General features: G+C 58.1%; 26 protein-coding genes. 6 read left to right on the forward strand and 20 right to left on the reverse strand.

Features of this window, described 5'->3' with window-relative positions; genetic code table 11:
* Window positions 1-111: 111 nt before the first annotated feature.
* Entirely contained in the window at window positions 112-3,159 is a 3,048-nt protein-coding gene (rne, locus tag BMZ32_RS00705) for a ribonuclease E (protein ID WP_090238141.1), read from the forward strand.
* Between the two features lie 100 nt (window positions 3,160-3,259).
* Here the strand turns inward: rne and murB are convergent, their stop codons facing one another.
* From murB to BMZ32_RS00745, 8 genes are all read right to left on the reverse strand, one after another.
* Window positions 3,260-4,279 (reverse strand): UDP-N-acetylmuramate dehydrogenase, encoded by a 1,020-nt coding sequence (gene murB, locus BMZ32_RS00710; RefSeq protein WP_090238144.1) that lies wholly within the window; start codon window positions 4,277-4,279, stop codon window positions 3,260-3,262.
* The gene (locus BMZ32_RS00715) at window positions 4,276-4,740 is read right to left on the reverse strand and encodes a low molecular weight protein-tyrosine-phosphatase (protein ID WP_090238146.1); all 465 of its coding nucleotides are present in this window, start codon (window positions 4,738-4,740) and stop codon (window positions 4,276-4,278) included. Before BMZ32_RS00715 ends, murB begins: the two co-directional genes overlap by 4 nt.
* Window positions 4,740-5,504, reverse strand: a complete 765-nt coding sequence (gene kdsB, locus BMZ32_RS00720; RefSeq protein ID WP_090238149.1) for a 3-deoxy-manno-octulosonate cytidylyltransferase — start codon at window positions 5,502-5,504, stop codon at window positions 4,740-4,742. The genes BMZ32_RS00715 and kdsB overlap by 1 nt, the downstream gene beginning before the upstream one ends.
* Window positions 5,505-5,690 carry a Trm112 family protein gene (locus BMZ32_RS00725; protein ID WP_090238153.1) on the reverse strand — a complete coding sequence of 62 codons (186 nt, stop codon included), beginning with the start codon at window positions 5,688-5,690 and terminating at the stop codon, window positions 5,505-5,507.
* A gap of 54 nt (window positions 5,691-5,744) precedes the next feature.
* Complete coding sequence (gene lpxK, locus BMZ32_RS00730) at window positions 5,745-6,752, reverse strand: tetraacyldisaccharide 4'-kinase (protein ID WP_090238157.1); 1,008 nt, start codon at window positions 6,750-6,752, stop codon at window positions 5,745-5,747.
* Between the two features lie 13 nt (window positions 6,753-6,765).
* A complete protein-coding gene (locus tag BMZ32_RS00735; protein ID WP_090238160.1) occupies window positions 6,766-7,194 on the reverse strand; it encodes an ExbD/TolR family protein in 429 nt (142 codons plus the stop codon).
* Window positions 7,191-7,823 (reverse strand): MotA/TolQ/ExbB proton channel family protein, encoded by a 633-nt coding sequence (locus BMZ32_RS00740; RefSeq protein WP_090238163.1) that lies wholly within the window; start codon window positions 7,821-7,823, stop codon window positions 7,191-7,193. The genes BMZ32_RS00735 and BMZ32_RS00740 overlap by 4 nt, the downstream gene beginning before the upstream one ends.
* Window positions 7,824-7,895: 72 nt before the next feature.
* On the reverse strand, window positions 7,896-10,118 hold the full coding sequence (locus tag BMZ32_RS00745) for a DNA internalization-related competence protein ComEC/Rec2 (protein ID WP_208598668.1): 2,223 nt from the start codon (window positions 10,116-10,118) through the stop codon (window positions 7,896-7,898).
* 135 nt (window positions 10,119-10,253) lie between these two features.
* Between BMZ32_RS00745 and BMZ32_RS00750 the strand changes: the two genes are divergently transcribed.
* Window positions 10,254-10,787, forward strand: a complete 534-nt coding sequence (locus BMZ32_RS00750) for a DUF2062 domain-containing protein (protein ID WP_090238166.1) — start codon at window positions 10,254-10,256, stop codon at window positions 10,785-10,787.
* Window positions 10,788-10,838: 51 nt separating this feature from the next.
* On the opposite strand, the gene BMZ32_RS00755 is transcribed toward BMZ32_RS00750, so the two are convergent.
* From BMZ32_RS00755 to BMZ32_RS00765, 3 genes are read right to left on the reverse strand one after another with little or no spacing between them, the layout of a single operon-like run.
* Window positions 10,839-12,083 (reverse strand): lipoprotein-releasing ABC transporter permease subunit, encoded by a 1,245-nt coding sequence (locus BMZ32_RS00755; RefSeq protein ID WP_090238170.1) that lies wholly within the window; start codon window positions 12,081-12,083, stop codon window positions 10,839-10,841.
* Window positions 12,083-12,766 (reverse strand): lipoprotein-releasing ABC transporter ATP-binding protein LolD, encoded by a 684-nt coding sequence (gene lolD / locus BMZ32_RS00760; RefSeq protein ID WP_167376729.1) that lies wholly within the window; start codon window positions 12,764-12,766, stop codon window positions 12,083-12,085. Before lolD ends, BMZ32_RS00755 begins: the two co-directional genes overlap by 1 nt.
* 7 nt (window positions 12,767-12,773) lie before the next feature.
* Entirely contained in the window at window positions 12,774-14,024 is a 1,251-nt protein-coding gene (locus tag BMZ32_RS00765) for a lipoprotein-releasing ABC transporter permease subunit (protein ID WP_090238176.1), read from the reverse strand.
* Between the two features lie 94 nt (window positions 14,025-14,118).
* Here BMZ32_RS00765 and BMZ32_RS00770 point away from each other — a divergent pair, with 94 nt between their 5' ends.
* Genes BMZ32_RS00770 through BMZ32_RS00780 form a run of 3 tightly spaced genes read left to right on the forward strand, consistent with a single transcriptional unit; the run spans window position 14,119 to window position 15,729 of the window.
* Window positions 14,119-14,700 carry a PilZ domain-containing protein gene (locus BMZ32_RS00770; protein WP_090238179.1) on the forward strand — a complete coding sequence of 194 codons (582 nt, stop codon included), beginning with the start codon at window positions 14,119-14,121 and terminating at the stop codon, window positions 14,698-14,700.
* Between the two features lie 13 nt (window positions 14,701-14,713).
* On the forward strand, window positions 14,714-15,010 hold the full coding sequence (locus BMZ32_RS00775) for a phosphodiesterase (protein WP_090238183.1): 297 nt from the start codon (window positions 14,714-14,716) through the stop codon (window positions 15,008-15,010).
* A 2-nt stretch (window positions 15,011-15,012) separates the two neighbouring features.
* On the forward strand, window positions 15,013-15,729 hold the full coding sequence (locus BMZ32_RS00780; RefSeq protein ID WP_090238186.1) for a glycerophosphodiester phosphodiesterase: 717 nt from the start codon (window positions 15,013-15,015) through the stop codon (window positions 15,727-15,729).
* 153 nt (window positions 15,730-15,882) lie between these two features.
* Here BMZ32_RS00780 and sthA read toward each other — a convergent pair whose 3' ends face one another.
* The 9 genes from sthA to BMZ32_RS00825 form a co-directional block, all read right to left on the reverse strand.
* Window positions 15,883-17,277, reverse strand: coding sequence for a Si-specific NAD(P)(+) transhydrogenase (gene sthA, locus BMZ32_RS00785; RefSeq protein WP_090238189.1), 1,395 nt, complete (start codon window positions 17,275-17,277; stop codon window positions 15,883-15,885).
* A gap of 126 nt (window positions 17,278-17,403) precedes the next feature.
* The gene (gene nqrM / locus BMZ32_RS00790) at window positions 17,404-17,631 is read right to left on the reverse strand and encodes a (Na+)-NQR maturation NqrM (protein WP_090238192.1); all 228 of its coding nucleotides are present in this window, start codon (window positions 17,629-17,631) and stop codon (window positions 17,404-17,406) included.
* Complete coding sequence (locus BMZ32_RS00795) at window positions 17,628-18,551, reverse strand: FAD:protein FMN transferase (RefSeq protein ID WP_090241468.1); 924 nt, start codon at window positions 18,549-18,551, stop codon at window positions 17,628-17,630. Before BMZ32_RS00795 ends, nqrM begins: the two co-directional genes overlap by 4 nt.
* Before the next feature lie 104 nt (window positions 18,552-18,655).
* Window positions 18,656-19,882 (reverse strand): NADH:ubiquinone reductase (Na(+)-transporting) subunit F, encoded by a 1,227-nt coding sequence (gene nqrF / locus BMZ32_RS00800; protein WP_090238194.1) that lies wholly within the window; start codon window positions 19,880-19,882, stop codon window positions 18,656-18,658.
* Window positions 19,883-19,897: 15 nt separating this feature from the next.
* Window positions 19,898-20,506 carry an NADH:ubiquinone reductase (Na(+)-transporting) subunit E gene (nqrE, locus tag BMZ32_RS00805; RefSeq protein ID WP_090238197.1) on the reverse strand — a complete coding sequence of 203 codons (609 nt, stop codon included), beginning with the start codon at window positions 20,504-20,506 and terminating at the stop codon, window positions 19,898-19,900.
* Window positions 20,506-21,174, reverse strand: coding sequence for an NADH:ubiquinone reductase (Na(+)-transporting) subunit D (locus BMZ32_RS00810; protein WP_090238201.1), 669 nt, complete (start codon window positions 21,172-21,174; stop codon window positions 20,506-20,508). The genes nqrE and BMZ32_RS00810 overlap by 1 nt, the downstream gene beginning before the upstream one ends.
* Window positions 21,175-21,176: 2 nt before the next feature.
* Entirely contained in the window at window positions 21,177-21,965 is a 789-nt protein-coding gene (locus tag BMZ32_RS00815) for a Na(+)-translocating NADH-quinone reductase subunit C (RefSeq protein ID WP_090238204.1), read from the reverse strand.
* Window positions 21,958-23,169 carry an NADH:ubiquinone reductase (Na(+)-transporting) subunit B gene (locus BMZ32_RS00820; protein ID WP_090238211.1) on the reverse strand — a complete coding sequence of 404 codons (1,212 nt, stop codon included), beginning with the start codon at window positions 23,167-23,169 and terminating at the stop codon, window positions 21,958-21,960. Before BMZ32_RS00820 ends, BMZ32_RS00815 begins: the two co-directional genes overlap by 8 nt.
* Before the next feature lie 3 nt (window positions 23,170-23,172).
* Window positions 23,173-24,510, reverse strand: a complete 1,338-nt coding sequence (locus BMZ32_RS00825; protein WP_090238214.1) for a Na(+)-translocating NADH-quinone reductase subunit A — start codon at window positions 24,508-24,510, stop codon at window positions 23,173-23,175.
* A 267-nt stretch (window positions 24,511-24,777) separates the two neighbouring features.
* Here BMZ32_RS00825 and BMZ32_RS00830 point away from each other — a divergent pair, with 267 nt between their 5' ends.
* Entirely contained in the window at window positions 24,778-25,338 is a 561-nt protein-coding gene (locus BMZ32_RS00830) for a chalcone isomerase family protein (protein ID WP_090238218.1), read from the forward strand.
* Window positions 25,339-25,341 lie beyond the last annotated feature (3 nt).

A 25,341-nucleotide genomic window follows, 5' to 3' on the forward strand; every position in this document is an offset into this window, starting at 1 on the left:
TCGCTAGACACTGGAACGCTTTACGACCGTTCCTGACGCACCTAACACCGACCCCTGAAGTCGTGTGTGCCGAACGCCGCTTCCGCCAGCACCGGAAACCGACGGTATTACATGAAAAGAATGCTGATTAACGCAACTCAACCTGAAGAGCTGCGTGTCGCCCTAGTAGATGGGCAAAAACTCTACGACCTGGACATCGAGTCTGGCGCCCGCGAGCAGAAAAAATCTAACATCTACAAAGGCAAAATTACCCGCGTAGAACCAAGCCTCGAAGCCGCTTTCGTTGACTTTGGCTCTGATCGTCACGGCTTCCTTCCACTCAAAGAAATCTCCCGCGAGTACTTCAGCAAGGCCCCAGAAGGCCGCGTCAACATTAAAGACGTGCTCAAGGAAGGCCAGGAAGTCATTGTTCAGGTCGAGAAAGAAGAGCGTGGCAACAAAGGCGCGGCCCTGACTACCTTTATCAGCCTCGCTGGCCGCTATTTGGTACTGATGCCGAACAACCCGCGCGCCGGTGGCATCTCCCGCCGCATCGAAGGCGAAGAGCGTAACGAACTGCGTGAAGCGCTCAACGGTCTGGTTGCCCCAAGCGACATGGGCCTGATCGTGCGCACGGCCGGGCTGGGCCGCTCAAGCGAAGAAATGCAGTGGGACCTCGATTACCTGCTGCAACTCTGGACCGCGATCAAAGAAGCCTCGCTTGATCGCGCCGCACCTTTCCTGATCTATCAAGAAAGCAATGTGATCATCCGCGCCATCCGCGATTACCTGCGCCAGGACATCGGCGAAGTACTGATCGACAGCATCGAAGCGCAGCAAGAAGCCCTGAGCTTCATCAATCAGGTGATGCCGCAGTACGCCAGCAAGATCAAGCTCTACGAAGACAGCGTGCCGTTGTTCAACCGCTTCCAGATCGAAAGCCAGATTGAAACTGCCTTCCAGCGCGAAGTGAAACTGCCGTCCGGTGGCTCTTTGGTTATCGACCCGACCGAAGCCCTGGTGTCCATTGACATCAACTCGGCGCGTGCAACCAAAGGCAGCGACATCGAAGAAACCGCCCTGCAAACCAACTTGGAGGCGGCTGAAGAAATCGCCCGCCAGCTGCGTCTGCGTGATATCGGCGGCCTGATCGTGATCGATTTTATCGACATGACCCCGGCGAAGAACCAACGCGCCGTGGAAGAGAAGGTTCGCGAAAGCCTCGAAGCTGACCGTGCCCGCGTGCAAGTCGGTCGCATCTCGCGCTTCGGCCTGCTTGAAATGTCACGTCAGCGTCTGCGCCCATCGCTCGGCGAAAGCAGCGGCATCGTCTGCCCGCGTTGCAACGGCCAAGGCATCATCCGTGACGTCGAGTCGCTGTCGCTGGCGATTCTGCGCCTGATCGAAGAAGAAGCCCTAAAAGACCGCACCGCCGAAGTGCGTGCTCAGGTGCCGATTACCGTTGCCGCCTTCCTGCTTAACGAGAAGCGCAACTCAATCACCAAGACCGAACTGCGTACCCGCGCACGCATTGTGATCGTGCCGAACGATCACCTGGAAACGCCGCACTTCGAAGTCACGCGTATCCGTGATGACAGTCCAGAAGCGCAAATCACTCAATCCAGCTATGAAATGGCGACGATTGAAGTGGAGGAAGAGAAGCAGGCCGCTGCCACTCGCACCCTGGTTCGCCAGGAAGCAGCGATCAAGACCGCTCCACAACGCACCGCACCAACCCCAGTTGAAGCGGTTGCCGCGCAGCCTGTAGCTGCTGCCGAGCCGAGCCTGTTCAAGGGTCTGGTTAAATCGCTGGTTAGTCTGTTCGCCGGCAAGGAAGAAGAAAAGCCTGTAGTCGTCGAGAAAAAAGCCGGCGATCGCCCACAGCGTAGTGACGAGCGCCGTAACGGTCGCCAGCAGAACCGCAACCGTGGCGGTCGTAACAACGAAGACCGCAAGCCGCGCGAAGACCGTGCGCCACGTGAAGAGCGCGCCCCCCGCGAAGAACGCCAGCCCCGCGCTGTCCGTGAAGAACGCGCACCGCGCGAAGAGCGTGCACCGCGCGAAGAACGCAGCACACGAGACGCCGTAGAAGTGCGCGAGCCGCAGGAAGTCCGCCAGTCGCGCCCACCGCGCGAAGAGCGTCAACCGCGTGACCGCAAGCCACGTGAAGAGCGCCAGACACGTGAACTGCGTGAGCCACTGGATACCGCTCCAAGCGACAGCGCCACCACGACTGAAGAAGCCCAGGCCGAACGCACGCAACGCGAGCCGCGCCAACCGCGCCAGCCGCGTGAAGAGCGTCAGCCGCGCGCCGAACAGGCCCTTGTTGCGACTGCCGATGAAGAAGCGCTGAGTGCTGAAGAAGCCCAACAAGATGATGAGCAGGACGGTAGCGAAGGTGGTGATCGCCCACGTCGTCGCTCCCGTGGTCAGCGCCGTCGCAGCAATCGTCGTGAACGCCAGAGCGATGCCAACGGCAACCCGATCGAAAGCAGCGAAGAAGCACCTGAATCGACAGAAACCACAAGCAGTGCCGACAACGCGATAATCGCTGCAGCGGCAGTCTCCAGTGTCGTTACCGCTGTCGCGGACGAAGCAACCCCAGCGACTACAGAAACCGCACCGGTTGTTGCCGAGCAGGAGCAGCCACGTGAAGTCGCCGCAGTTGAAGCGCCTCAGGTTGTTACTGAAGCAACTGTTGAAACTACGACTGTGAAAGCAGTAAGCAGCCCCGTAGAGGCCGTTGAAGCGCCTACTCAAACCGTTGAAGCAAGTGAACCTGCAGCAACACCTGCTGTTATTGAGGCGCCTGCGCCAGTTGCTGAAGAGCCTGCCGTTGTAGCCACGCCTGAGCCGGTTGCCGAAGTGGCAGTCGTTGAAGCCGCACCTACAGTAGTCGTCAACAGTGGGGGTCGTGCACCTAACGATCCCCGTGAAGTGCGTCGCCGCCAGCGCGAAGCCGAGCGCCTGGCCCGTGCAGCAGCTGAAGCTCCAGCGACGGTCCAGACTGAGCCTGCCGTAGAGCCTGTAGTCGAAGCGGCTGCCGAGCCCGTCGTTGACACTGCTGTTGAAGTGCCGGCCGAAACGCATGCAGAAACGGCAATAAACCAACAGCCAGAAAACTTGCTACCGACTGAAGTAGACGCTGACAAGCAGGATAAAGAGGCGCTAAAGCCGTAAATCTAATCCGCTTCACGCAATAAAAAAGGGGATGCTTCGGCATCCCCTTTTGCGTTGTGGCGCGACCAAATGGTAACGGCATCCCCCTGCTCAACCAGGCTTACAGCACGTTAGGTTCGATCTCCAGATCAACCACAAAACGCTGGGCAATATCTGCCTGAATACGCTGAGCCAGGTTCAACAGCTGCGCTCCGGTGGCCGCGCCGTAGTTGACCAGTACCAGCGCCTGCAAGCGATGTACACCTGCATCACCCTCGCGAAAGCCCTTCCAGCCTGCACGCTCGATCAACCAGCCAGCGGCTAGCTTGACCTGCCCATCTGCCTGCGGATAAGCCACCAAATCAGCATGCTCAGCACGTAAGCGCTGTGCCAACTCAGCGGATACCAGCGGGTTCTTGAAGAAGCTGCCGGCATTACCCAACTCAGCCGGATCCGGCAGTTTTTCACTGCGGATGGCGCAGATGGCCCGACTTACATCCTGCGCTGTCGGCATGGCAATACCCTGCTCCACCAAGCGCTGACTCACCGGGCCGTAGCCCAAGTGCAGCGCCGCCGAGCGACTCAAGGCAAACCGTACACGCAAAATCACCCAGCGCCCGCTTTCACGCTTGAACAAACTGTCGCGATAGGCAAAGCCGCACGCCTGCAGAGGAAACTCGCGCAGTTCGCCGCTAGAACGATCTAGCGCCGTCAAACCAACAAAACAATCTTTCAGCTCGACGCCGTAAGCGCCAATGTTCTGCACCGGAGCCGCACCCACGGTGCCAGGAATCAGGCTGAGGTTTTCCAGCCCAACAAAGCCCTGGGCCAGCGTCCATTGCACAAAAGAATGCCAAGGCTCACCCGCCTCCACCTCAATCAGCACATTCTCGCCGTCATCCTCAAGCAGACGAATGCCACGACTGGCCATGCGCAGCACCAGTGCCTCGACATCCGCCGTGAGTAGCAGGTTGCTGCCGCCGCCCAGCAACAGCAGCGGCAACTGCTGCGCTTGCGCATAGCTCAGCGCATCACGCACCTGCTGATCATTTTCAGCCTCAGCAAAATGGCTGGCGCAGGCCTCGACGGCAAAACTGTTATACGGTTTGAGCGATACCTGAGTACGCACTTGCAGGCTCATAGACGCCCCTTGAGCTCAAGTACTAGCGCATCACAGGCCTGCTCGATCAAATCCAGCACCTGGGTGAACCCGGCTTCGCCACCGTAATAAGGATCAGGCACCTCATCCAGCTCAAGCTGATAACGCCGAAGAAACAAATCCAGCTCGGCCGGCGCATTGCCCGGCCGCAATTGCTGAAGGTTGCGCAGGTTGCTATTGTCCATCGCCAGAATCAGGTCAAACGCGTGAAAATCCTCAGCTGTGGCCTGCCGTCCGCGTAGCGCCGACAAATCATAGCCGCGCTGCTGCGCGGCTTGACGGGTGCGCACGTCGGCAGCCTTGCCAACATGCCAATCGCCAGTGCCTGCCGAATCAACCTCAATGCGCGCTGCCAGCCCTGCCTCGCGCAGCTTGTGGCGCAATACGCCTTCCGCTGTGGGTGAGCGACAGATATTGCCCAAGCACACAAACAGAACGCGCATCAGGCCCCCAGCAGGCGACGAACCCGCTCCAGATCTTCCGGCGTATCAACGCCTGCAGGTGGCGCTTGCAGCGCGTCGGCGACATGAATACGCACGCCATGCCAGAGTGCGCGGAGCTGTTCCAGGCACTCGGTGTCTTCCAGCCAGCACGGCCCCCAGCTGACAAAATCATGCAGAAACTGCGCACGGTAGGCGTAAATGCCGATATGCCGGCGGTATGGCACACCGGCAGGCAGTTCATCACGACTCTTGGCAAAGGCATCCCGCGCCCAGGCCAGCGGTGCACGGCTAAAGGTCAGGGCCAGGCCGGTTTTGTCGCTGACCACTTTGACCACGTTGGGATTGAACAGCGCCTGCACATCCTCAATCGGCTCGGCCAGGGTGGCGATGGCCGCCTGCGGATTGGCTGCCAGATTGGCCGCCACTTGATCAATGATCGCCGGCGGAATCAGCGGCTCGTCGCCCTGCACATTAACCACGATGGCATCCGCTGCCAGGCCTAGGGCCGTCGCCACTTCAGCCAGGCGGTCGGTGCCCGAATTGTGGTCGACGCGGGTCAACAGCACCTGCGCACCAAAACTACGGCACGCTTCAACAATTCGCACGTCATCAGTGGCCACCACCACCTGCTGAGCACCACTCCGGCAGGCCTGCTCCCAGACATGCTGAATCATCGGCTTGCCAGCAATATCCTGCAGCGGCTTACCCGGCAGGCGACTGGAAGCGAAACGCGCCGGAATCACAACGGTAAAGGCAGTGCTCATTTACTTGTCCAGACGCTCGTCGACGTTGAGGGTGCGCGCTTCGGTTTCCAGCATCACTGGAATGCCATCGCGCACGGGAAAGGCCAGCGCGTCGGCCTTGCAGATCAGCTCGCTTTTATCAGCCACGAGCTTCAACGGCCCCTTACACAGTGGGCAGGCGAGAATATCGAGTAGTTTCGGGTCCATGGGCGATCCTTAAGAATGAGCAACTGCAAGGGGTGAGCCGGGCTCACCGAATGATCAGGCAGCCAGGCGCGGCACAAGGCGCTGCAATTGCTGATCAAACCAAGCGATAAACGCAGCCGAAGGCTCGGCATCCACCGCCAGGTACCACCAATCGTCAGCCGCAAAGGCACGACACTTAACCGCATCCTTTTCCGTCATCACCAGCGGCAGCACCGGGCTGAAATTCAGTAGCTCGGCGCTGTACGGCGCATGGTCGGCAAAGGCGTGCGTAACAGGCCGCCAGTGTAGCCCTTCAAGGGTGTTGAAGAAACGCTGCGGGTTGCCAATACCGGCGACCGCGTGCAAGGCCTGGCCAGGTGGGAAATGGCTCAACGGGCGCTGTTCACCGCTGCGCAGGCTAACCAGAGTGTGCGGCCGCAACGTAAACCCATAGCCGTCCTGCGGATCGCTTGATGCGCCGTTATAGAGCAATGCATCGACGCTCTGTAGGCGCTCGACCGGCTCACGCAGCGGACCGGCAGGCAGGCAATGACGATTACCCAGGCCGCGCGCCGCATCGATCAGCACCAATTCCAAGTCACGGGCCAAACGGTAGTGTTGCAAACCGTCGTCACTGAGAATCAGGTCAAGCGGCTGCTCAGCCAGCAAGGCCGCCACGGCTCGACTGCGGTCCGGGTCGATCATCAGTGGCACGCCACTGCGCTGCACGATCAATAGAGGCTCATCGCCGGCCACGCTGGCAGCCTGATCAGCCTGTACCCGCCAAGGTAACTGTGGCGGCTGCGCACCGTAGCCGCGGCTGACCACACCGACTCGCAGCCCTTGGCTACGGCAGTGCTCGATCAACCAGAGAATCATCGGGGTCTTGCCGGTGCCGCCGACGGTGATATTACCCACCACCACAACCGGTACCGGTGCGCGGTAGATCTCGCCCTCACCCGCGAGAAAGCGCGCACGCTTGCGCTGCACCACAGCCCGATACAACCACTCCAAAGGGCGTAGCAGGCGCAACGCCGGATGACCGGCGTACCAAGCAGCCGTGATGCTGTCGGACAGGCTCATGAGCAGGCAAGCCTCAGGGCGCGGCTTGCGCCTCAATAGTGGTCATACGCAGATGGGCAAAACCTAGCTTGCCGGCGGCATCCATGGCAGTAATAACCGCCTGATGCTGGGTCGTAGCATCGGCGCTGATGATCAGCGGCAAGCTGTTATCACCCTCCGATTCTTTCTGCAGCGCCGCCATCAAGCTTGGCAAGTCGCTTTTCAGCAACTGCTTGGCATTCAGCGAATAGCTACCATCGGCGGCAATCAGGATTTCCAGCTGCTTCAGCTCGGTCTGTTCTGGCGGCGTACCAGTGACGGCTTCTGGTAGATCGACCTTGAGCTGGGTTTCCCGAGTAAAAGTCGTGGTCACCACAAAGAACAGCAGCAGGATAAATACCACGTCGATCAAGGAGGCCAGGTTGATCTCAACGTTTTCCCGCGGTTTACGCCGGAACTTCACGCCTTGCCCTCGCCCATATCAACATCGCGGTCGCCCTGTACCACTTCCACCAGACGAATCGCTTCCTGCTCCATGCCAACCACCAGCTCATCGATCCGGCGCTGCAGGTAGCGGTGGAAGAACAGGGCCGGAATCGCCACCATAAGACCCGCGGCCGTGGTAATCAGCGCCGTGGAAATACCGCCAGCAAGCAATGCTGCATTGGCCATACCCGAGCCCATAAACGAGCTGAAGATCTCAATCATGCCCAGCACAGTGCCGAGCAAGCCCAGTAGCGGCGCGATACCGGCGATGGTGCCTAGGGCATTGAGGTAGCGCTCCAGGTCGTGAATCACCCGAGCAGCGGCTTCTTGAATGCACTCTTTCATGATCTCGCGACCATGCTTGGAGTTGGCCAGCCCAGCAGCGAGGATCTGCCCCAGCGGGGAATTAGCCCGCAGCTCTTTGAGCTTCTGGTTGTTGAGTTTTTTCTCTTTGATCCACTTCCACACCTGCCCAAGTAGATTGGGTGGGGTGATGCGGCTCGGACGCAGCGTCCACAGGCGCTCGGCAATAATGCCGGCCGCAGCGATAGAACAAAGAATGATCGGCAGCATCATCCAGCCGCCAGCTTTAACCAGTTCCCACACGGTGGCAGATCCCCTTCTCAAAAGTGGCGCCACTCTAGCATAGGGCCGCGGCCTCGCCGACCGTCGCCGTTCTCATTTTTCCCGCCAAAAACGTGCGTGCTCTCGCAAACCCTGCGCGGGCTCAAATGCACCCAGTCGAATCCGCACCGCCCCGTGCAAAACTGTGTCGTGCACACGTGCATCCAGCGCCCGGTAGCGGGCGAGCACCTCAGCATGGGGATGACCAAAGGCGTTGTGTGCGCCGCGGGAGATCAACACTGCGGCCGGTTTAACCTCCGCCAGCAATGCTGCAGACGAAGAGCTGCGGCTGCCATGGTGAGGGGCCAGCAGCCACTGTGCCGGCATCGCCAGATCACTGTCTAAGAGGGCACGTTCGGCCTCGCTGTCAATATCGCCGGTCAGCCATAAGCGTTCGCCATTGGCCTCGATGCGCAGCACGCAGGACGCCTGATTGCCATCGGTTGCGCCCGCCCATTGCCAAGTGCTGAAGTGCACGCCATCCCACTGCCAATCCTTACGACTGCACACTTCAGCTGACAGTGAGCGCGCCAGTTTATCGGGCTCACCGCTGAGCACGCGCCCGACCGGCAGGCCGCGCGTAATTGCTCCAGCGCCGCCGGCATGATCGTTATCGGCATGGCTGAGCAATAACAGATCAATCCCACGTACATCCAACGCGCGTAAAGAGGGCAACACCACCCGCTCACCCGTGTCGAACTCGCCAAAACGCGGACCAGCGTCATACAACAGGTCGCGGCCCTCGGTACGTACCAGCACTGCCAACCCCTGGCCGACATCCAGCATCCATACCTCGGCCCGGCCATATTCAGGCCGCGGCTGCGCAGTGAACAGCAACGGCAACAGCATTAACACGCCTAGGCTGCGCACTGGCAGAGCGGCCGGTAATAACAGTACTAACGCACCCAACGCCACCAACAGCCAAGTCGAAAAAGGCAATGCACTGGGCAACCAGGCAGGCAGCCACAAAGCCAGCTGTGTGAGTAATACAAACAACAAATTCAGCAGCCACCCCGCGACCCCGAGCAGCACGGCACCCACCCCAGGCAAGGGCAACAATAGCGTTCCGAGCAAAGCCAGCGGCACGACCAGAAGGCCTACTACAGGCACGGCGACCAAGTTAGCCAACGGCCCGCTGGCGCTCACCGGCAAACCCAGCGCCAGCAATAACGGCAGTAAACCAATGGCCATGGCCCACTGCGCACGCAGCAGCGTGCCCCACCAAGGCCAGACACCCAGGCGGCCGCTAAAGATCAGGATTAACAACAGCACTGCGCCAAAGGACAACCAGAACCCAGGCTGCAAGCTGGCCAGCGGCTCTAACAGCAACACCGCAAGCAATGCCAGCAACACAGGCAAACCCACCCCCAGGTGACGAAAGCGCCAGCGCCATAACAGCACCAGTCCGACCATCACACAGGCGCGCTGTACCGGCACCTCAAACCCTGCTAACAGGCCGTAAGCCAGCGCACCGCTAAAAGCCGACACACAAGCGCAGGGCAGCCAGGGCCAGCGACGCGGCCACAACCCCAGGCGCGCCAACCCCGCAACGAGGCCATACAACAGCGTCGCCAGCAGGCCGATATGCTGACCAGAGATCACCATCAGATGCACCGTACCGGTCGCCTGCAACACCTGCCAGTCTGCCGTCGAAAGCCCAGAGCCATCACCCAGCACCAAAGCAGTCAAAGCACCTGCGCGGCCATGTGCAGGGGTTGCCAACAGATGCTGACGCAAGCGATCACGCCAGGCACCGGAGCCACTGGAGGGATAAACCAGCTCACCGGTCTTCACCGTACCTGTGGCGCCTATGTGCTGCGCCAACAGCCAAGCCTCATAATCAAACGCTTGCGGGTTGACCAAGCCATGCGGGCGTTTGAGGCGAACCGCTAAGCGCCAGGTTTCACCCGCCTGAAGCGCAGGTCCGTCATACCACGACAGGCGCAAACGATCGGGCAATACCCCGCGACGTGAAACCGCCCGCTGCAACTCGAAGCGCACCACCCCTTCACCGACCTCAGGCAGGCCGACCACACGCCCTTGCAACCATAGCGTGCGCCCGTCCAAAGACGGCGCCAGGCGATCATCCAGTGCCCACTGCGCCGATACGCAGGACCAGGTAAAACCGAATAGAAATAAGGCGATGGGATAACTGCGATACGGCAACAGCATCAAGCCCGCGACCGGCAAAAGCGCCAGCAGCCAGAGCGGCGGCAAGGCTGGAAGAAAGCGCAGCGTCAGCAGCCCGGCCACCAACGCTAATATTCCTGTGCGCATGGACTCGCTCCTTGAGTCGGATGGAACATTTAATCTGTCGATCAACTTTTGCTTATTTGCTGTCACAAAGTGTGAAAGCAGGCGGTGATCAATGGGTGCATAATGTGCGGCGCTTTTACCTGCCAGAGAGCCTTCATGCCGCGTCGTTTATTCAAGCGCTACATGCCCCACCCAGACCGCATCAAGGACAATAAATCCCTGCGCTTTCTGGGCAGCCTAATTCATGACCCCAACCTCTGGCACCTCAACCGCCACTCTGTTTCGCGCGCGATGGCCATCGGTCTGTTCTGGGCGATGATCCCCATGCCCATGCAAATGTTGGCTGCTGCGGCCGTGGCTATACTTTCCCGGGGCAACCTGCCGATCTCGATTGGCCTGGTCTGGCTGACCAACCCGATCACCATGCCTCCGGTGTTCTACTGCAGCTATAAATTTGGTGCTTGGCTGATGAACACACCGACCCTGCAAATGCCGGATCACATCACCATCAGCTGGGTCGGCCATGTCCTGCAAACTCACTGGCAGCCGCTTTACCTGGGCTCGTTGGTGATTGGCTTGGTGCTCGGCCTGATCGGCTATTTCGGCACCAATGCTTACTGGCGCTGGTGGGTGCAGCATAACTGGCGCAAACGCCAAGAAAAACGCCAGCAACCCGACGCGCAACACTGAAACAAAAAAGCCGTTACTGAGTAACGGCTTTTTTGTTTCTGCCAGCCTAGCTTATTCGTAACGCAATGCATCGGCCGGCTGAATCTGCGCTGCCCGCCAGGATGGGTAGACAGTCGCCAGGAAGCTCAGGGTAAACGCCGCCCCGCAGATCAGCAGCACATCTGAGAGCAGCAACTCCGATGGCAAGTTACTGATGAAGTAAACGTCCGAACTAATCACCTGCTGGCCGCTCAAGCGTTCGACCCAGCCCACCAACTGGCTGACATTCAGCGCAGTGAGCACCCCCAGCACCGCACCGATCACCGTACCGATCACACCGATAACCGTGCCCTGAACCATAAAGATACCCATGATCTGCACAGGCGTTGCGCCCAGGGTGCGCAGAATAGCGATGTCCGCGCCCTTGTCCGCCACCACCATGATCAACGTGGCAATAATATTGAAGGCCGCTACTGCGACGATCAGCAGCAGCAACAGGCCGATCATGGTTTTTTCCATTTTCATCGCGCTGAACAGACTGCCCTGGGTCAGGGTCCAATCGCTGGAGGTGTAACCAGTACCCAGCCCACTGACAATCTGCGCAGCCACCTGCGGCGCCTGATACAGATCCTGTAGCTTCAAACGCACACTCTGCACCTGGCCCGGCTGCATGCGCTGGATATGCGCGGCATCGGCAACATGAATCAGCGCCAGCGAACTGTCCAGTTCGGCGCCAACTTTGAAAATACCCACCACATTGAGGCGCTGCATGCGCGGGCTGATACCGCCCGGCACGCTGCTCAGTTCCGGCACGATCAGCGCCAGCTTATCGCCAACGCGCAGCTGGAAGCGCCGCGCAGTGATCTCGCCGAGCACTACACCAAACTCCCCCTCGCGCAGATCGGTTAGGCGGCCTTGTTGCATATGCTTATCGATGATCGAGACTTGCGGCTCCAGGACCGGATCAATGCCGTGTAGCTGTATAGGCTGCATCGCTCCGCGTACCGAGAGCATGCCTTCCAACTCGGCAAACGGCACCGCCGCTTGCACCTGCGGGTTCTGCTTAGCCGCAGTCGCCACCACCTGCCAGTCATCCAGCGGCTTAGTACCGGCAATGCTCGCGTGCGGCACCATGCCGAGGATGCGCGTGCTCATTTCCTTTTGAAAACCGTTCATCACCGACAGCACCACAATCATCGCCAGCACGCCGAGAGCAAGGCCGATCATCGAGGTCATCGAGATAAAGGAAATAAAGTGGTTGCGCCGCTTGGCTCCGGTATAGCGGATACCGATAAAAATACTCAGCGGACGAAACATCAGGCAGCCACCAGCTTGCCGTCTTCCAGACGCAAGATGCGGTCCATCTGCTGAGCCAATTCCATGTCGTGGGTCACCACCAGGAAGGCGGTCTGCGACGAGCTGCTCAGCTCCTTCATCAGGTCTTGAATACCCTGCGCGGTGTGATGATCAAGGTTGCCAGTGGGCTCATCGAGCAACACTAGCCCTGGTTGATTGACCAGGGCACGGGCAATTGCCACCCGCTGACGCTCACCACCAGACAACTCCGACGGTTTGTGCGCCAAACGATGACCGAGGCCCACCCGCTCCAGCAGCGCGGTGGCACGCTGACGCGCTTCGCTGATGGGCGTGCGGCCAATCAGCAGTGGCATGCAGACGTTTTCTAGCGCGGTGAATTCCGGCAGCAGATGGTGAAACTGATAAACAAAACCCAATGCGCGATTACGCAGCAGGCCACGCTGCTTTTCATTCAGCGCTGACAGCTCTTCGCCGGCCAGCCAGACACTGCCAGTGCTCGGCGTATCGAGGCCGCCAAGCATATTGAGCAAGGTGCTCTTGCCCGAACCGGAACTGCCGACAATCGCCACCCGCTCGCCAGGGTGCAACTCCAGCTGTAAGCCTTCCAGCACCACCACCGACTGTGGACCCTCGTCATAGCTTTTACCGAGGTTGCGACAACTCAACACTGCACGATCTTGCATAACCTGATCACTCATAACGCAGAGCCTCCGCGGGCTGGGTACGTGCCGCGCGCCAGGCTGGATAAAGGGTGGCGAAGAAACTTAGAACCAGCGCCGCACCGCATACCAGCAGCACGTCTGCCAGCATCAACTGCGAGGGCAGGTAATCGATGAAATACACATCGGCATTGAGGAACTTGATCCCCAGCAGCCCCTCCAGCGCGGCAATCGCGCGGCTGATATTCAGCGCAGCAAGGCAACCCAACACAGCGCCAATGGCTGTGCCGAATACGCCGATCACCGTACCCTGGACCATAAAGATCGCCATGATCTGCCCAGGTGTCGCACCCAGGGTGCGCAGAATAGCGATATCATCTTTTTTATCGGTGACCACCATGACCAGAGTAGAAATGATGTTGAACGCAGCCACGGCCACGATCAGCAGCAATAGCAGACCGATCATGGCCTTCTCCATGCGAATCGCCTGGTACAGATTGCCGTGGGTACGGGTCCAGTCGCGGGCATAGTAATCACCCTCGCCAAGGGTTTGCGCCAGCGCCCATGCAGTGCGCGGGGCCTCGAACAAATCGGCAAATTTCAGGCGAATACCCTGCACCTGATCAGGCTGCCAACGCTGTAAACGCGCCAGATCCTGGACATGGGTCAGGGCTAAATGGCCATCGATCTCACCCGCACCTACATGGAAGATGCCAACCACGGTAAAGCGCTTGAGCCGCGGGAACATGCCAGCCGGCGTCACCGTCACTTCTGGGGCGACGAAGGTAACTTTGTCACCCATACCGACGCCAAGCTTAGCGGCGGCTTTATCACCCAGCACCATGCCGAACTCACCCGGCTCCAAGGCGTCTAGTCGGCCCTGCTGGAAAAAATTATCGATGATCGAGACCTTGGCTTCCTCAAGCGGATCGACCGCGTTAATCAACACTTTCTGTACCTTGCCATCGTTAGTCAGCAGGCCCTGCATCTGGCTGAACGGCGCCACAGCCAGCACCTGCGGATTACTTTGCGCCTGCTCAGCCAAGCGGCGCCAATCGCTGATCGGCGTGGCACTCTCGACGGTGGCGTGCGGCACCATGCCGAGCACACGGGTGCGCATCTCATGGTCAAAGCCATTCATCACTGACAGCACCAGAATCATCACCAGCACACCCAGTGCCAGCCCGATCATTGAGGTCAATGAAATAAAAGATACGAAGTGATTACGACGCTTGGCCCGCGTGTAGCGCGTACCAATAAATACAAATAAAGGTCTGAACATGTCGGGGCTGATTCGAGGGGAAAAGAAACGTGCTTGTGGCGGGGCTTGGCAAGCAGCCTTACACTCTGACCACTACTGCTGCCATGGGTTCGCTATGCCGACTCAAGATGAAGATGATCGCCGCGAATACTATCGTATCGACGATACGATCGCACTGGAATTCACCCTGCTCTCAGGCCCAGAAGCCCTAGCCAGTGACGAACTTCACGACAACTCGCCGTTGTTCAACCTGCTCAGCGACTTGCACCTGATGGACTTCGAGTCGCAGCATTTACTGCGGCACATTACTGAACGCGACCGCACGCTGGCTAATTACCTCAAGGTCATGAACAAACGCATTGACCTGCTCGGCCAGGCAGTGGCGCAAAGCCTGCTGCGTGACATTGGCTCACCACGCCGGGTCAGCCTGTCTGAAGGCGGCGTCAGCTTCAATAATCACCAGGCCGTTGCCGTCGACTCGCACTTGGCACTGAAAATGGTGCTGATGCCTCAGGCCCTTGGCCTACTGTTAAGAGCGAAGGTGGTGCATTGCCAAGCATTGCCGTCACAGCAATTCGAAATCGGTGCAGAGTTCGAAGCCCTAACCGACGCCCAGCGCCAGCTGCTTGCCCGGCACATCCTCCAACGCCAGGCCCTGGAGCGCCGCCAGGCCCGTGAACAGCCCCTGCAATCCTGATAGCGAGCCTCCCATGTCACGCTTGTATTTGCTTCTCGCCCTGCTAATGCCTTGCACTGTATTCGCCGAAACCCTGCAAATCCCCGTGGGCCAGCAAGGTTCCGGTAATTTACTGCTGCCACAGCTCGGCGAATCACAGCGCGCCGTGCTGGAGCGCTTTGGCCTCGCAGATGAGGAACACCCCAGCGTCGGCAACCCACCCATCACCCGCTGGGATTACCGTGAGTTCAGCGTCTACTTCGAGCACACCCATGTAATCAACAGCGTGCGCCACCATCAGTCCGGCGCAGCCAAGCTCATCAAGGAGTAACAGTGACAGTCATCTACGGACATCGCGGCGCCAAAGGCGAGGTGCCAGAAAATACCCTGGCCAGCTTCCAGCAATGCCTCAAGCATGGCGTGCGCCGCTGTGAGCTGGACCTGCATCTATCGCGCGATGGTGAGCTGATGGTGATTCATGACCCCACGCTCAAGCGCACCACCGGTCGCCGCGGCAAGGTGGTCGAACATGACGCCGCTGAACTGGTGGGTTATGACGCGCGCAAAGGCGGGCCTGAGGCCGTGTCGCCCTGCCCCATTCCACGCCTAGAGGAGCTGTTCCAACACTGCGACTTCGAACACTGGCAGCTGGAAGTCAAAAGCGCCTCTAAGGTCCGTGCTGCGCGCATGGTTGAGGCCATTGCCGAGTTAGCCGAACGCTACAAACTGACTGAAAAAATCACTGTGACGTCCAGCTCACGCGAAGTACTCGGCGCCCTGCAACGCCTGACGCCGCATTTGCAACGTGGCCTGGTCGCCGAATACGCCTGGCTTGACCCACTGAAAGTCGCCAAGCATTACGGCTGCCATTTGCTGGCTTTGAACTGGACGCTGTGTACACCGGAGCGCTTGCTAAAAGCACAAAAAGCCGGGCTGCATGTCTCTGTATGGACAGTCAACGAGCCAGCACTGATGCGTCGTCTGGCCGATTTCGGGGTGGACAGCATCATCACCGACTTCCCCGGGGTCGCCGTGCAGACGTTGGGTTGAGCACCTCAGCCCAACATCACGTATAAAAAACCGGCCACTTGGGCCGGTTTTTTATTAAGCCTAATCAGAAACTTTCGCGATTGGGCCAACGCCAGTCGCAGGAGTCACTGAACGGGTTCTCCCCGACCGGCTCAGGCCACCGGCCGGAGCCGCTCAAAAAAGCCGATTGAGGCCGTCGAAAGCGGCTACCCGGTAGGCTTCGGCCATGGTCGGGTAGTTGAACGTGGTGTTGACGAAGTACTTGATGCTGTTCGCCTCGCCCTTCTGGTTCATGATCGCCTGGCCGATATGCACAATCTCCGAGGCCTGGTAACCGAAGCAGTGCACACCCAGCACTTCCAGGGTTTCGCGATGGAACAGAATTTTCAGCATGCCCACCGGTTCTTGAGAAATCTGCGCCCTCGCCATACCCTTAAAGAACGCCTTACCGACTTCGTAAGGAATCTTGGCCTGGGTCAGTTCGCGCTCAGTCTTACCGATCGAGCTGATCTCCGGAATGGTGTAAATGCCCGTTGGAACATCATTAACGAAGCGCCAGCTGCCATTGTCGACGATGCTGCCAGCAGCCGAGCGGCCTTGGTCGGCGGCGGCACTGGCCAAGCTTGGCCAGCCAATTACATCACCCGCGGCGTAAACGCTCGGCACCGGTGTGCAGTAGGCCTGGTCGACTTCAACCTGACCACGACTGTTCACCTTGATACCGATATTTTCCAAGCCCAGTTGATCGGTGTTACCGGTACGGCCATTGCACCAGAGAAAAGCATCGGCCTTGATCTTCTTGCCGGATTTAAGGTGCAGAATTACGCCATTTTCTACCCCTTCGACACGCTCGTACTCTTCGTTATGGCGGATCAGTACATTGTTATTGCGCAGGTGATAACTCAGCGCATCAGAGATTTCCGCATCAAGGAAACTCAGCAACTGATCACGGTTGTCGATCAGGTCGACCAACACGCCCAGGCCACTGAAGATCGAAGCGTATTCAGAGCCGATCACCCCGGCGCCGTAAATGATGATCCGCCGTGGCGTGTGCCCCAGACTGAGAATAGTGTCGCTGTCGTAGACACGTGGATGCTGGAAGTCTACGTCCACCGGACGGTAAGGCCGCGAACCAGTGGCGATAACAATCTGCTTAGCCACCAGCTTCTCGACCACGCCGTTTGAGCAAACCACTTCGATGGTGTGCTCATCGGCAAAGCTGCCGGTGCCAAAAAACAAGTCGATGCGGTTACGTGCGTAAAAACCGGTGCGCGACGTCACCTGCTTAGCGATCACCCGCTCGGCGCTTTTCAGTACATCAGGAAAGGAGAACCAGCGCGGCTCACCGATCTGGCGGAAAATTGGGTTGGTGTTGAACTGCATGATCTGCCGCACCGAGTGGCGCAGCGCTTTAGACGGGATAGTACCGAGGTGCGTGCAGTTACCGCCGACTTCACGGCGGCTATCAACCACGGCCACCTTGCGCCCGGCCTTGGCCGCGTTCATTGCCGCGCCTTCACCCGCAGGGCCGGAACCCAGTACCACTACGTCGTAGTTGTAGACCGCCATGTTTACTCCTTCAGATCATACCGGAGCACTTGTACCGTGCTCTCGGCAGGGCCAGCACCGTGTTACACACAGCCTGACAATCAATACATCAACTGCGAACCGAGCCCTTGGCCGGCCGCAGAGCGATTAGCGCTTTGTCGCGTCGTAGGCCAGCGCGTCAGCATCGGCTGGCGAATCACTGTTGATCTCTTCGCACTTCTCGCGACTACCACCACAGATCGAACATTCTTTCTCGATCCCCAGGTTGGCGATACCCCCGCAAGAGCCGGCGATGGGCTTACGGCCCATGATCACGCCTACAGCCATCATGCCAACTACCAGCACCATGACCAGAAACACCACTAAAAATGTCATTGCTCGTCTCCTGCAGCAAATAGCTGCTCAAAAGCCTGCGTACCCTGTGTGACGAAGGCGCTGCCTTCGCGGGTCACGAAAAACGCGGCAATGCCCATGCGCTCAGCAAATACCAGGCCGCGCTCAGTGCCCATCACCATGAGTACAGTAGACAAGCCATCGGCGCGTAAGGTCGATTTATCTACCACTGTGACGGCCGCTAAGGTGTGTGTAATAGGTGCACCGGTCAGCGGGTCGAGGGTATGCGAGTAACGTCGACCATTCTCTTCGAAGTAATTGCGGTAATCACCGGAAGTGGAAACCCCGTAACCATCGAGGGCGAGTACGCGCTGAGCAATACGTTCGCCCTCTTGCGGCGCCTCCAGCCCAATGCGCCAGTGCTGGCCATCGGGCTTTCTACCCGCGGCCTTTAGTTCTCCGGTTATTTCAACCAAATAGCTGCTGACCCCTAACGCCGTAAGACGCTGCACCACCCGATCTACCGCATAGCCCGCGGCAATGCTGTTGAAATCCACCTGAACATCGACGTCCTTGCACAGTTGCTCACCGACACGCCGTACATGCTGCATACCAATACGTTCACGTGCAGCTGAGAGCTGCTCGGGCGTGGGGACCTTCTCCGCTCGCGCCTTAGGACCAAAGCCCCACAGGTTGAGCAATGGCTCAAGGGTCAGGTCGAAAGCGCCCTGGCTTTGCGCATTAAGCACGCGCCCTTCCTCAACCAATTCCAGCACCGGAACTGGCATGCTCAGGCAGCTACCAGCCGGCGCCTGATTGAACTGTTCAATAAAGGAATCATCACGGTAGGTCGACATCTGTTTGTCGATCTCAGCCAGGATAGCGTCGGTCTCACGCTTGAGTAGATCCGGGCTTGGCGCGATCTGGTTACGCACGTATTTGATCGAGTACGTGCTGCCCATAGTCGGCCCGCCGAACTCTTCTACCCGCTCTGAAAACCAACAGCCCGTTAGAGCGGCCAGCAAGCTGGCTGCAATAACGGGCTTGAGTAGCACTGGGCTCACGCTTAGCCGCCGAAGTCGTCGAGCAGGATGTTCTCCTCCTCCACACCCAGATCAACCAGCATCTTGATCACTGCCGCGTTCATCATGGGCGGACCGCACATGTAAAACTCGCATTCCTCAGGCGCCTTATGGTCCTTCAGGTAGTTCTCAAACAGCACGTTATGGATAAAGCCTTTGAGGCCCGTCCAATTGTCTTCGGGTTGCGGATCAGACAACGCCAAGTGCCACTTGAAGTTCGGGTTCTCAGCCTGCAGCTGGTCGTACTCTTCGTTGTAGAAGGCCTCACGCATGGAGCGTGCGCCGTACCAGAAGCTGATCTTGCGTGTCGACTTCAAACGCTTGAGCTGGTCAAAGATGTGCGAACGCATCGGCGCCATACCCGCACCACCACCAATAAACACCATCTCAGCATCGCTTTCCTTGGCGAAAAACTCACCGAATGGACCGTATACCGTGACCTTGTCACCCGGTTTGAGGCTGAATACCCAAGAACTCATCTGGCCTGGCGGCAGGCCATCCTTACCCGGTGGCGGCGAAGCAATACGGATATTGAACTTCACAAGACCCACTTCTTCCGGGTAGTTGGCCATGGAGTAGGCACGGATCACGGTCTCTTCGACCTTGGATACGTACTTCCACTGGTTGAACTTGTCCCAGTCGCCGCGATATTCCGGCTGAATGTCGAAGTCTTTGTAATGCACTTCGTGCGGCGGGCACTCGAGCTGAACATAACCGCCAGCGCGGAAGTCAACGTTCTCGCCTTCCGGCAGTTTCAAAGTCAACTCTTTGATGAAGGTGGCCACGTTGGGATTTGACTCCACCGTGCACTCCCACTTCTTCACGCCGAAGACTTCTTCCGGCACTTCAATCTTCATATCCTGCTTGACCGGGGTCTGGCAGGACAAACGCCAGCCAGCCTTGGCTTCGCGACGGGTGAAGGCCGCCTCTTCGGTCGGCAGCATTTCGCCACCGCCGTGCTCGACCACGCACTTGCATTGGGCGCAGGTACCGCCGCCACCACAGGCCGAGGAGAGGAAAATATTGTTGGCAGCTAACGTCTGCAGCAACTTGCCGCCGGCTGGCACCACAATGGTTTTTTCGCCGTTAATCTCGATGCTTACGTCACCACTGGAAACCAGTTTGGCGCGCGCCGCAAGAATAACCAGCACCAACGCCAGCACGATGCCGGTGAACATGCCGATGGCGATGAAAATTTCTAAATTGATCATCTATTCACCCCTTCCTTACAACTGCACGCCGGAGAAGGACATGAAGCCCAGAGACATCAGACCGATGGTGATAAAGGTGATGCCCAGCCCCTGCAAACCCGCTGGTACGTCGCTGTACTTGAGCTTCTCGCGGATACCTGCCAGCGCAGCAATTGCCAGCGCCCAGGACAGGCCGGAGCCAAAGCCATACACGGTACTTTCCGCCAGGTTGTAGTCCCGCTCAACCATGAACAGAGTGCCGCCCATAATGGCGCAGTTCACCGTAATCAGTGGCAAGAACACGCCGAGGGCGTTGTACAGGCTCGGTACGTACTTATCCAAAAGCATCTCGAGGATCTGCACGATGGCCGCGATCACACCAATATAGCTAAGCAAGCCGAGGAAGCTCAGGTCTACTTCTGGCAGCCCAGCCCAGGCCAGCGCACCGTCTTTCAGCAGGTAGGTGTAGATCAGGTTGTTCGCCGGCACGGTGATGACCTGCACCACGATAACCGCGATACCCAGGCCAATCGCCGTCTCGACTTTCTTCGAGATGGCAATAAAGGTGCACATACCGAGGAAGAAGGCCAAGGCCATGTTCTCAACGAACACCGCTTTAGCCAGCAAGCTGAGGTAATGCTCCATTAGTAGGCCTCCTTGTTCGACACTTGCGAGGCCATCTTGAAGCTCGGCTTCTCAAGCTGATCTTTTTTCCAGCTGCGGATAGCCCAGATGAATAGGCCGATCAGGAAGAACGCCGAAGGCGGCAGCAACAGCATACCGTTAGGCTGGTACCAGCCACCGTCGTTGACCACCGGGATGATCTCGTAACCCATCAGTTTGCCGGCACCGAACAGCTCACGAATGATGCCCAGCGCTACCAGAAACGCACTGTAGCCAAGACCGTTACCGATACCGTCAAAGAACGACAGCACCGGTGGGTTCTGCATGGCAAAGGCTTCGGCACGGCCCATCACAATACAGTTGGTGATGATCAGTCCGACGAACACCGACAGCTGCTTGGACAGACTGAAGGCATACGCTTTGAGCACCTGATCCACCACGATCACCAGTGAGGCGATGATCACCATCTGCACGATCATGCGGATGGAGCTCGGGATCTGGCTGCGAATCATCGAGATAAACAGGTTGGAAAACCCGGTTACCAACGTCAGCGCGATCGACATTACCAGCGCTGTTTTCAGGTTCGAGGTCACTGCCAGGGCGGAGCAAATCCCGAGAATCTGCAAGCCAATCGGGTTGTTATTGAAGATAGGGTTAAGCAGGACTTCTTTAATAGTCGGCTGCGACATGATTAAGCCTCCCCTGCGCGCAGGTTAGCGATAAACGGACCAAAACCGTTCTGACCTAGCCAGAAATTCAGCAGGTTATCGACGCCTTTACTGGTCAACGTAGCCCCCGCCAAAGCATCAACTTGGTGCTCGGCCTTAGGACTTTTTGGATCGACGCCGCCCTTGACCACAGCGACAGCCAGCTTGCCATTATCGTCGAACAGGGTTTTACCCACCCACTGGTCTTTCCACTTGGGGTTATCCACTTCCCCACCCAAACCCGGGGTCTCGGCGTGCTGATAGAAGCCCATACCGGCAACCGTATTCAGGTCACCCTTGATAGCGATAAAACCATACAGGGTGGACCACAGGCCGTAGCCTCGTACCGGCATGATCAAGGTGTCCATCTGGCCATCTTTCTCCACCACATAAACCGTGGTGTAACGCTCAAGACGCTTGATCGAGGCAATATCATCGTCGCTACTAAGGGCGCTAGACAGCTTCGGATCTTTCGCCGCCTTCAACGGATCAAAGGTCATCGGATCCTTGGCATCGGAGAACGTGCCCGTTTCAAGATCAACCAGCTTGGCGGTAATGGTGCCGCTGAACATGGCTTTGACTTGCGCACCGGTCATGTTCGGCTGGCCCAACCCGGCAATAGCAAGAATGCTGCGTTGCTTGTCCAGCTGACGGTTTTCTACCTGAGTTGGCTTCAGCGCAATGGCTGCACCAGCGACGAATACCGAGCACACCAGGCATACCAACAGGGCCACCACCAAGGTGCGGACGGTGGATTCTTTTTGACTAGACATTACGTGCCAGCCTCCGCTTGATATTGGCTTGAACGACAAAGTGGTCGATCAGCGGTGCGAACAAGTTGGCGAAGAGAATCGCCAGCATCATGCCTTCTGGGAAGGCTGGGTTGACCACGCGGATCATCACCACCATCACACCGATCAGGGCACCGAAAATCCACTTACCGGTATTCGTCATGGACGAGGACACCGGGTCGGTGGCCATAAAGAACATACCAAAAGCGAACCCACCGACCACCAAGTGCCAATACCACGGCATGGCAAACATCGGATTGGTGTCTGAGCCCAGCACGTTCAACAGCAGACTGAAACCGATCATGCCCAGCAGCACGCCAGAAACGATGCGCCACGAAGCGATTTTGGTGATCAACAGTACGCCGCCGCCGATTAGAATCGCCAGTGTGCTGGTTTCGCCCATAGAACCTTGGATAGTGCCAACAAAAGCATTCATCCAAGTGATGCCGTTGCTCATGATGTTTTCCACACCACCAGCCGCTGCCAGGCTTAGCGACGTAGCGCCGGCATAGCCATCAACAGCCGTCCACACCGCATCACCGGATAACTGCGCCGGGTAGGCGAAAAACAAAAAGGCACGGCCGGTCAGTGCCGGGTTGAGGAAGTTCTTGCCGGTACCGCCAAATACTTCCTTACCGATCACCACGCCGAAGCTGATGCCCAGCGCAACCTGCCACAGCGGGATGCTTGGCGGCAGAATCAGGGCGAACAATACCGAGGTCACGAAGAAGCCTTCGTTGACTTCGTGCTTGCGGATCGAGGCAAACAGTACTTCCCAGAAGCCGCCGACAATAAAGGTTACGGCGTAAACAGGGAGGAAGTAGGCAGCACCCTGGATAAAGTTGTCCCACAGGCTATTGGGGTCAAAACCCGCCAGCGAGCCAATCAGGGCGAAACGCCAACCTTCTTGGGCAGCCAGCAACTCTGGGCTGTTAGAGAAGATCAGGTTGGCCTGGTAGCCGGTGTTCCACATGCCAAAGAACATCGCCGGGAAGGTGCACACCCAGACGGTGATCATCATGCGCTTGAGGTCGATGCCATCGCGCACGTGAGCGGTGGTCTTGGTTACGCTGCCGGGGCGGTAAAAGAAGGTATCGATGGCTTCATACAAGGCATACCAGCCCTCGTACTTGCCGCCTTTTTCAAAGTTGTGCTCGATTTTATCGAGGAATGCACGGATACCCATGACTTAACCCTCCTTTTCGATACGCGCGAGATTGTCGCGCAAGATCGGGCCGTATTCGTATTTGCCGGCACACACATAGGTGCACAGCGCCAGGTCTTCTTCGTCGAGCTCCAGACAGCCCAGTTTTTGAGCCATCTCGGTGTCACCAACGATCAGGTAGCGCAACAGTTGAGTCGGCAGGATATCCAGTGGCATCACTGCTTCGTAGTTACCGACCGGCACCATGGCACGCGGGCTGCCATTGGTGGTGGTAGAGAACGCGAACGTCTTCGCTGCCATTAGCTTGGAAACGAAGATGTTCAGCACCGAGTGTTTATTCACCCCGGCACGCAGGTAATGCATCATTTCGCGGTCATTACCCTCAGCCAGGCAGGACACCTGCAGGTGGTAGCGACCGAGGAAGGCAAAAGCGCCCTGCGCAGTACGGCCACCCAGCACCGAACCCGAAATAACCCGGTTGGAACCAGGCTGCAGCTCGCCGGCAGTCAGCTCACTGAGGCTTGCGCCCAGACGGGTGCGCACCAGACGCGGCTGCTCGACCACAGGGCCGGCCAGCGCCACAACGCGCTCAGTCCACAGCTGGCCGGTGGTGAACAATTTGCCGATGGCAATCACGTCCTGATAGTTGATCGACCAAACGCTCTTACTCGCGTTAACCGGATCAAGGAAGTGGATATGCGTACCCGGCAAGCCTGCCGGGTGCGGGCCAGCAAAGCCTTGGGTTTGCACCTTACTCAACTGCTCGCCGGGCAGCGATGTGCCTTCAGCCTTACAAAGGAACACTTTGGCCAGATTGCTCAGTACCTGCAGACCGTTCTCAAAGTCGGCAGCGTATTCGACAATCACCACAGCCGGATCGGCTGCCAGCGGGTGTGTGTCAATGGCGGTGACAAAAATAGAGCTCGGCTGCGCATCTGCCGCCGGCACCTTGCTGAACGGACGTGCCCGCAGTGCGGTCCACAGGCCTGATTGCAGCAGGATCTCACGCACTTTCGCGTCGCCGACAGTCGCCAGCTGGTTTACGGCTACCTGATCAAAGGTAACCTGCTCGTCGCCTTCAACATCGATTACCACGGACTGCAGCACACGCTTCTCGCCACGATGGATGGCGCTGATCACGCCTGCCGCTGGCGCAGTGTACTGCACGCCTGGCGACTTCTTGTCCGAGAACAGCACCTGGCCAAGTTTGACCCGATCACCGACCTGAACCTCCATCGAAGGTTTCATGCCGTGATAATCGAAGCCTATGACTGCGACGCTACGCACAGGCCTTGCAGCCTCAATGCGCTGCGCCGGCACGCCAGTTATGGGCAAATCAAGCCCATTTTTAATCTTGATCATAGGTTTGCCTAACCACTGATTTATAAGCCTTTTAGAATACGGACGACATCACCGCAGAAAAATACGGCGTCACGCCAAAATAGGTAGGCGCAGTGCAAGATGTCGGTCGCGAGAAAAAATCTGGCCGATTATAAGTCGCACCCTCGGCCACTGACCACCCAAGCGCTTGCTTTTATCCTGTTTAACGTAACAGAAGGCAACAGATCGCGGCTTGACGCAAATTACCAGCAGGCGACATAACAACAATCGTCCAACCGGAGTCCAACTATGCGTCTGCCACTGGTTCTCATCTTCTTGCTGCTACTAAGCGGTGAGTCACTCGCCAATAGCCGCGAACGCCTGCAAGAGGCCAACTTCGCGCCCACCCATGCATTTGGCCAAAACACCCTTGAGCGCAAAAACCAGAGCGTACTTACTTATTTATGGGTTGATGTTTACGCCGCTGCTTTCTATGCACCGAACCAGATCAGCGCCAGCCAAGCGGCGGCCAAATCACTCACACAGCGCCTAGAGCTTTACTACTTTCGCAAGATCGACAGTCAAGACGTGATCAAGGCGGCCTGGGTCACGCTCGACCGCCAGTACGACGCTGCCACGCTTGCGCGCCTACGCCCGGAGATCAATGCCCTGCACGCCACCTTTCGCGATATTCGCCCAGGCGACCGCTACGCCCTGAACGCTAAGACAGGCAGCGGCCTGACCCTAGAGGTGAATGGCAAGGTCGCATATACCAGCCAGGATCCAGAAGTGGCCAAGGCCTACCTGGGCATCTGGCTAGCCCCTGACGGCCTGTCAGATAAGCTGCGCAGCGACCTACTGGCTGATTAACAA

The sequence above is a fragment of the Pseudomonas guineae genome, from assembly GCF_900113745.1.
GTDB classification, from domain to species: Bacteria; Pseudomonadota; Gammaproteobacteria; order Pseudomonadales; family Pseudomonadaceae; genus Aquipseudomonas; species Aquipseudomonas guineae.

Bases quoted from the DNA above. Each gene is read 5' to 3' on its own strand.
- rne (WP_090238141.1), top strand. From the start codon at position 112: ATGAAAAGAATGCTGATTAACGCAACTCAACCTGAAGAGCTGCGTGTC.
- murB (WP_090238144.1), bottom strand. From the start codon at position 4,279: ATGAGCCTGCAAGTGCGTACTCAGGTATCGCTCAAACCGTATAACAGT.
- BMZ32_RS00715 (WP_090238146.1), bottom strand. From the start codon at position 4,740: ATGCGCGTTCTGTTTGTGTGCTTGGGCAATATCTGTCGCTCACCCACA.
- kdsB (WP_090238149.1), bottom strand. From the start codon at position 5,504: ATGAGCACTGCCTTTACCGTTGTGATTCCGGCGCGTTTCGCTTCCAGT.
- BMZ32_RS00725 (WP_090238153.1), bottom strand. From the start codon at position 5,690: ATGGACCCGAAACTACTCGATATTCTCGCCTGCCCACTGTGTAAGGGG.
- lpxK (WP_090238157.1), bottom strand. From the start codon at position 6,752: ATGAGCCTGTCCGACAGCATCACGGCTGCTTGGTACGCCGGTCATCCG.
- BMZ32_RS00745 (WP_208598668.1), bottom strand. From the start codon at position 10,118: ATGCGCACAGGAATATTAGCGTTGGTGGCCGGGCTGCTGACGCTGCGC.
- BMZ32_RS00750 (WP_090238166.1), top strand. From the start codon at position 10,254: ATGCCGCGTCGTTTATTCAAGCGCTACATGCCCCACCCAGACCGCATC.
- BMZ32_RS00755 (WP_090238170.1), bottom strand. From the start codon at position 12,083: ATGTTTCGTCCGCTGAGTATTTTTATCGGTATCCGCTATACCGGAGCC.
- lolD (WP_167376729.1), bottom strand. From the start codon at position 12,766: ATGCAAGATCGTGCAGTGTTGAGTTGTCGCAACCTCGGTAAAAGCTAT.
- BMZ32_RS00765 (WP_090238176.1), bottom strand. From the start codon at position 14,024: ATGTTCAGACCTTTATTTGTATTTATTGGTACGCGCTACACGCGGGCC.
- BMZ32_RS00770 (WP_090238179.1), top strand. From the start codon at position 14,119: ATGCCGACTCAAGATGAAGATGATCGCCGCGAATACTATCGTATCGAC.
- BMZ32_RS00775 (WP_090238183.1), top strand. From the start codon at position 14,714: ATGTCACGCTTGTATTTGCTTCTCGCCCTGCTAATGCCTTGCACTGTA.
- sthA (WP_090238189.1), bottom strand. From the start codon at position 17,277: ATGGCGGTCTACAACTACGACGTAGTGGTACTGGGTTCCGGCCCTGCG.
- nqrM (WP_090238192.1), bottom strand. From the start codon at position 17,631: ATGACATTTTTAGTGGTGTTTCTGGTCATGGTGCTGGTAGTTGGCATG.
- BMZ32_RS00795 (WP_090241468.1), bottom strand. From the start codon at position 18,551: ATGGGCAGCACGTACTCGATCAAATACGTGCGTAACCAGATCGCGCCA.
- nqrF (WP_090238194.1), bottom strand. From the start codon at position 19,882: ATGATCAATTTAGAAATTTTCATCGCCATCGGCATGTTCACCGGCATC.
- nqrE (WP_090238197.1), bottom strand. From the start codon at position 20,506: ATGGAGCATTACCTCAGCTTGCTGGCTAAAGCGGTGTTCGTTGAGAAC.
- BMZ32_RS00810 (WP_090238201.1), bottom strand. From the start codon at position 21,174: ATGTCGCAGCCGACTATTAAAGAAGTCCTGCTTAACCCTATCTTCAAT.
- BMZ32_RS00815 (WP_090238204.1), bottom strand. From the start codon at position 21,965: ATGTCTAGTCAAAAAGAATCCACCGTCCGCACCTTGGTGGTGGCCCTG.
- BMZ32_RS00820 (WP_090238211.1), bottom strand. From the start codon at position 23,169: ATGGGTATCCGTGCATTCCTCGATAAAATCGAGCACAACTTTGAAAAA.
- BMZ32_RS00825 (WP_090238214.1), bottom strand. From the start codon at position 24,510: ATGATCAAGATTAAAAATGGGCTTGATTTGCCCATAACTGGCGTGCCG.
- BMZ32_RS00830 (WP_090238218.1), top strand. From the start codon at position 24,778: ATGCGTCTGCCACTGGTTCTCATCTTCTTGCTGCTACTAAGCGGTGAG.